Source organism: Methylomonas sp. BG-2 (assembly GCF_057766305.1).
In genome coordinates, this window is sequence record NZ_JBYMAP010000253.1 from 1 (window position 1) to 5,512 (window position 5,512).

The window sequence follows — 5,512 nt, forward strand, 5'->3', positions numbered from 1 at the left end:
AGGGCGAAACCGCGATCGTCAAGTCGGTAGCCGAATTGGCGGTCGGCGATTGGCTGGACACCCGTCTGGCGAGCGGCCGAGTCGTCAGCGAAGTCAAACGGCTTGCGCCGGACTCCGCTTAACGCAAATCCAGCGCGGCGTAACTGTCGTGATCGTCGATGGCGGCGGACGCGCGGCGGATCATTTCCAGATTGGGCTCGGCTTCCATCAGGCCGCCGATTGCCAAGGTCACGACCATCGCTTCGAACGGGTAAAGTAAATGGGCGCGATAGCGGCGCAGCAAGCCCGATTCGTCGAGCTGGTCGACACCTTGTTCGGACAACGCGCCCAGATAGCGCTGCAACAATTGCGGTTCGTGAGCGCGCCGGACTTCGGGAGTCAGCGCGGTCGCCATAAAATAAGCCAGATCGCCTATCCCTTCGCCGGCCCTGACCAACTGCCAGTCGAGGAACCCCGGACCCGAGGTGGTCCAGAACAAGTTGCCGGGATGACAATCATGGTGAATCAGGGTTTTGGTGCCGCTGCTCAGCGATTGGGTGATTCGGCGGCGGTTACGGGCATATTTCAACGCAGTACCGTGCAAACGGCTTGGCACCAAGCCGCCGGCCCGCCGCAGGCCTCGCTTCATCAGCGGTACCGCCAGGACAGTACCCATTTGATGCTCGATTTGCTGGCTGAAGCCGTTTAGCCAGCGGTGTTCCCGCAGCAAATGGGCGTTGCCCCAAAATCGCCCGTGAAAACGCGCCAGGTTGTCGACGACCTGGGCGGCCTGCTCCGCCGTCAAAGCTTCACCGGATTGGCCGGCCCGGTGGCCGAACTCGGCCAGATCCGCCATCACCAGCGTACTGCCGCCCCAGCGGGTCTGGGCGGCCAGGATTTTCGGCAATCTCACCGGTAAGGCCGGCGCCAGGGATTTATAAAAACTGACTTCCTTATGCAACAGGCGCGGCAACGCGGTGATCAGCCGAGAACGCCAAGCCAGCGACGGCGTTTTGATAAACCAGCGCGTCGGCATCTCCGCTTGGGCATCGTGTTGCACAGTAATCCGCCAGCGCGTCGAGGTGCCGACGTTGACCGAATCGACGCTGACGTCGGCGACGCTGGCCGCCGACACGTGTTGATCCACAATCCGCTGCGCCCATTGCCGGGACAGATGTTCGGGCTTGGCCAGGACTATATTGGGCCGCGTGCTCACCTCGCCCCCTGTCGCGCCGGCCGGCGCCGCTTAGCCGCTTCGGATCGGCCGTCTAAGAAAAATGGTTTCATCGTCGCCTGTCGAATGAAAATTGCGTTGCCGCCCGCCGCCAGGCGCTGCCGAGTTAGACCGACGCCACCTAACATTTCTTAACAAAAGCGGCGCATTTTACTATTGGAATGGTAAGTTACAACCGCCAGTGGGCGCAGCCAAATGCGATTCGTCATTTCGATCGACAACTTTTGTTAGAATCTGGAATGTTTACGGAACCGTTTTTTTTCATCACCTCCGGTATCAAATTGCCTATTCCCTCATTTGCCCTTGCGCCAGCGTGGCTTGGCTTGTTCGGCGCCGAATTGACGGCCGCCTGTCGAGCCAGCGGGACCGGCCGACGTGGTTAAGGCTTTGCGCTCGCCCGGCTTCACCACCAGCCTGTGGTTGACCTCGGCGGTTTTCGTCGGCTTTACCACGATGTTCGCGCTGTACGTCCGTTCGGAGAAAGCAATAGACCAAGCCAACGACATCCGCATTCAATCGGTATTACTGGCGGAAGAATTGCGCCAATCCTCGGACGATCTGACCCACATGGCGCGCAGCTACGTGGTGACCGGCAATCCGATTTACAAACAGCATTATCAAGAAATTCTGGATATTCGCGACGGTAAGGCGCCAAGACCGATCGCCTATCAAAATGTCTATTGGGACTTGGTCTTGGCCGACGATCGCCGACCGCGTCCCTACGAAGACCGAAGCGCGCCGTTGCTGGACTTGATGCGCGCGGCCGGCTTCAGCGACACCGAAATGGCCGATCTGGTTCTGGCCAAGACCCGCTCCGACGCATTGACCGTCATCGAGCGGTCCGCGATGGCTCTGGTCGATCAGGCGGAGCCGGTCGCGGACCCGACTCGCATGCAAGCCAGCCAAATGGTGCACGATGCGGCCTACCACCAAGCCAAGGCGGCGATCATGGAACCGATCGGCTCGGCCTACCAAAAGGTCGAAACCCGCACCCAACAGACCGTGAACGAGGCGATTTCGACCGCGATGACGATGCGGATGGGTTTGATCGGGTTGGCCGCGCTGCAGGTGCTGACCTTGCTATTCGCGCTCCGCAATCTGCAGCGCGCGCTGGGCGTTTCGGTGGAAGAACTGCACAGCCACATGGTTCGTATCGGCGGCGGCGACTTTCGAACCGCGATTCCGCTGAGCGCCAAGCAGGATGACAGCGTGATTGCCTGGCTGGCCGAAATGCAGTATCGGCTAGCCAGCCTGGAAGCCGAGCAACTTCAAGCGGAAATGCGCAACCGTCGGCTGACGCAGCTTTACGCGGCACTGAGCCAGTGCAATCAGGCCATCGTACGCTGTACCAATCAGGAAGAATTGTTTCCGATCATCTGCCGCGACGCGGTGTTGTTCGGCGGCATGACGATGGCCTGGATCGGTTTGGTGGACGAATCCACCCGAACCGTCAAACCGGTTGCCGGTTACGGCGACAGCATGGATTATCTGAACCAGCTTGTCATCAGCATCGATCCGGATCTGCCGAGCGGGCGCGGGCCGACCGGAATCGCGATTCGCGCGGATCGCCCGTACTGGTGTCAGGATTTTCAAAACGACCCAAATACCGCGGCCTGGCGCGATCGAGCCACGGAGTGCTACGTCCAAGCATCCGCCGCGTTACCGCTACACCGCGACGGCCGGGTAATCGGCAGTTTTAATCTGTATTCCGGCCAGCTGGGCGCCTTCGACGACGACGCCCGGAACCTGCTGCTGGAAATGGCGATGGATATCGACTATGCGCTGATGGGTTTCGACCGCGAGGAGGAACGCCGTCGCAACCAGCAAGCGGAGCAGTTTCGCGCCTTTATGTTGGAGTGCTTGAATAGCGGCGCGCCGCTGTCGGCGATTTTGATCAATGTCGTCACCAAACTCGAGTCGATGATTGCCGACAGCCGCTGCTCGGTATTGCTACTGGACGCAGCCACTCAACAATTGCGGCTGGCGGCCGCGCCCAATTTACCGGAATTTTATAATCAGGCGGTCGACGGCTTGCACATCGGCGCCGGCGTCGGCGCTTGCGGCAATACCGCCTACACCGGCCAACGCACCATCGTTGCCGACATTCAAACCCATCCCTACTGGAGCGCTTACCGTGACCTCGCCCGCCGCGCCGACCTGGGCTGCTGCTGGTCGGAACCCATCGTCGCCAACGGCCACCGGGTATTGGGTACCTTTGCAATCTATCGCAACTACCCCGCCGAGCCCGACCGCTATCATTTACAACTGCTGCAAATGGCGGCGGACTTCGTGACGCTGGCGATTGAGCGTAAAAAAGCCGAAGACGACATTTACTTCCTGGCCAATTTCGATCCGTTGACCGGCTTGCCGAACCGGGCCAGGCTTAACGAACATCTGAAGCTGGCGATCAGCATCGCGAAACGCACTAACGGCCATCTAGCCTTGATGTTCCTCGATCTGGACCATTTCAAGGACATCAACGACACCCTGGGCCACACGATTGGCGATGCGTTGCTGATTGAATTGGCCGGCCGTCTGAAACAGGTATTGCGAGACGAAGATACCATCACTCGCCTGGGCGGCGACGAGTTCATCTTCCTGTTGCCGGGCACCGATGCCATCGGCGCGGGCTGGGTCGCGCAGAAATTGCTGGATACCATCGCCGCCGCATACCGGATCGAGCAGTACGATTTAACGTTGACCGCCTCAATCGGCATCGCCATTTATCCCGGCGACGGCGACGATCTGGAATCGCTGTCGCGTTGCGCCGATACCGCGATGTACCGGGCCAAACAGGAAGGCCGCCACGGCGCCCGATTCTTCACGCCGGAAATGCAGGCCAGTTCGGCCCGGAATCTGCGACTGTTGACGGCCTTGCGCTCGGCGTTGGAGCGCGACGAATTGATTTTGCACTATCAGCCGCAGATCGCCGCCGGCAGCCGGCGGATTATCGGCGCCGAAGCGCTATTGCGCTGGCGAAATCCGGAGATGGGTTTGGTGTCACCGGCCGAATTCATTCCGTTGGCCGAAGAGAGCGGCTTGATCCTGAGCATAGGCGAATGGGTGATCCGTACCGCCGCCCGCCAGGCCGAAAGTTGGCGCCAAGCCGGCTTCCCGCCGTTCATCATGGCGGTGAATGTATCCGCCGCTCAGTTCAGGCAGCCCGAACTGCCCTTTTTGGTCGCGAACATTCTGGATGAAGTCGGCCTGCCGGCCGAATATCTGGAGCTGGAATTGACCGAGGGCGTGGCGATGCACCATCCGCAAGGCGTCATCGCCATGATGGCACAATTGCACGAGCGCGGTATCAGGATGTCGATAGACGATTTCGGAACCGGCTATTCGTCGCTGAGCTATTTAAAGAAATTCAAGGTTTACAAATTGAAAATAGACCAATCCTTCGTCCGCGACCTGACCAGCGACCAGGAAGATAAAGCCATCGTCGCGGCAGTCATCAGCCTGGCGAAGAGTCTGGGCCTGAAAACCATCGCCGAAGGCGTCGAAACGGTCGAACAATTGGACTATCTGCGCCAACAGGGCTGCGACGAAATGCAAGGCTATCTGTTCAGCAAGCCGCTCCCGGCCGAGGCCTTCACGGATTGGTTGCGTGCTCATGCCGAACCGGCGCCGCCCGGCGATTGAGTCGCGGCAACGGCTACCGGCCACCACGAAGTCTAAGCAGGTATTGCCATGACGACACTTTATTACAGCCACGCCGATTGCTTGAACCACGACACCGGCACCGCCCACCCGGAAACGGCGGCGCGTCTGCGAGCGATCGATACCGCGCTGTCGTCGGTGGACTTCGCCAAGCTGGTGCGCGTGGCGGCGCCGCTACCGAACGACATCGAACAAAAATTGGCTCTGATCCACGGCAAGGCCATGATTGCCAGGGTCGTGGAAGCCTTGCCAGTGGCGGGGCTGGTAAGGTTCGACGCCGACACGGTCGGGTCGCCCGGATCGCGCCTAGCGGCATTTAGGGCGGTCGGCGCGGTGTGTGACGCCGTCGATCAGGTGATGAACGGTGAAGCGGATAACGCTTTTTGCGCGGTCCGCCCACCCGGTCACCATGCGATGCCGGACTACCCGATGGGGTTTTGCCTGTTCAACAATATCGCGATCGCCGCCGAATACGCCAGAACGCGCTACCGGCTGGCCCGCATCGCCATCGTCGATTTCGACGTGCATCACGGCAACGGGACGCAAGCAGCGTTTACGCGCAACCGCAAGTGCTGTACGCATCCAGCCATCAGTGGCCGCATTATCCTGGCGGCGGGCTGGCGAAGGAAAGCGGCGTCG

At 60.3% G+C, this 5,512-nt stretch carries 3 protein-coding genes; 2 read left to right on the top strand and 1 reads right to left on the bottom strand.

Annotated elements, in window-relative coordinates; all coding sequences use genetic code 11:
- Window positions 1–118: 118 nt before the first annotated feature.
- A complete protein-coding gene (locus AC3B8H_RS17905; protein ID WP_488442906.1) occupies window positions 119–1,195 on the bottom strand; it encodes a phosphotransferase in 1,077 nt (358 codons plus the stop codon).
- A 393-nt stretch (window positions 1,196–1,588) separates the two neighbouring features.
- Here AC3B8H_RS17905 and AC3B8H_RS17910 point away from each other — a divergent pair, with 393 nt between their 5' ends.
- Complete coding sequence (locus AC3B8H_RS17910) at window positions 1,589–4,855, top strand: bifunctional diguanylate cyclase/phosphodiesterase (RefSeq protein WP_488442907.1); 3,267 nt, start codon at window positions 1,589–1,591, stop codon at window positions 4,853–4,855.
- 48 nt (window positions 4,856–4,903) lie between these two features.
- A partial coding sequence (locus AC3B8H_RS17915; protein WP_488442908.1) for an arginase family protein occupies window positions 4,904–5,512 on the top strand: 609 nt, incomplete at its 3' end.